A 661-nucleotide genomic window follows, 5' to 3' on the forward strand; every position below is an offset into this window, starting at 1 on the left:
GCGGTGGCCTATCTCGGCCTCCGCCCCGGCATAGGCGCGGCCGAGATAGGCCACCGCAAAGCCTAGCTGCGCCATATGTTCCGACAGATTCACACGGCCGACCCGGCACACGGCCAAAGGCCGGCCATACGTGTCGCGCCGGGATGCGGCGCAGGCCACAGGCCCGGCACGCAGCGCCTCCTGAAGCATCCGGCGGGCCGCCTCGCCGCAAGCCCAGGGCCGCCCCGCCCGCATGCACTCCTGCCTCAGTTCCGGCGCGTCGATCCCTGTGAGGCGCACGCGGGTGCCGGCGAGGTCGAGCGTGTCGCCATCCACAGCAAATGCGTGCCCCTCCAGCATTTCCTCCCGGTTGAGCAGGTCCGCCAGAAGCGCGAGCGCGCCCAGGATCAGCACCGCCAGCAGGATGTCCTTGATACGCATGGGAGGCCCTGAAAGGTTAAACGGGCGGACTTTCGGCGAAGGTCCGTTAACCCCCCATTAACCGCGACGGCCTCAGGAGTTGGGAACGCGTTTTCCGTCTGGCCCGGCGCCGGTCCCTTGAAAGGGACGCGCCGTCCGCGAAGGGCTCCTGCCGCATGTCCGGCCCCTTTTGCCCCCCGCTCGACGCCGCCGCCAGCTCCTCGCCGGAGCCCGCGGCGCAGGCGGACGGACTCCCCCTGCC

At 70.5% G+C, this 661-nt stretch carries 1 protein-coding gene; it reads right to left on the reverse strand.

The genetic code is table 11. The annotated features are described in order from the left end of the window. Nucleotides 1-420: thermonuclease family protein (locus K9U41_RS23030; RefSeq protein WP_282643161.1), on the reverse strand; the 420-nt coding region annotated here is incomplete at its 3' end. Between the last annotated feature and the right edge of the window lie 241 nt (nucleotides 421-661).

The sequence above is a fragment of the Xanthobacter autotrophicus genome, from assembly GCF_029991245.1.
In the GTDB taxonomy this organism is placed as follows: domain Bacteria; phylum Pseudomonadota; class Alphaproteobacteria; order Rhizobiales; family Xanthobacteraceae; genus Xanthobacter; species Xanthobacter autotrophicus_C.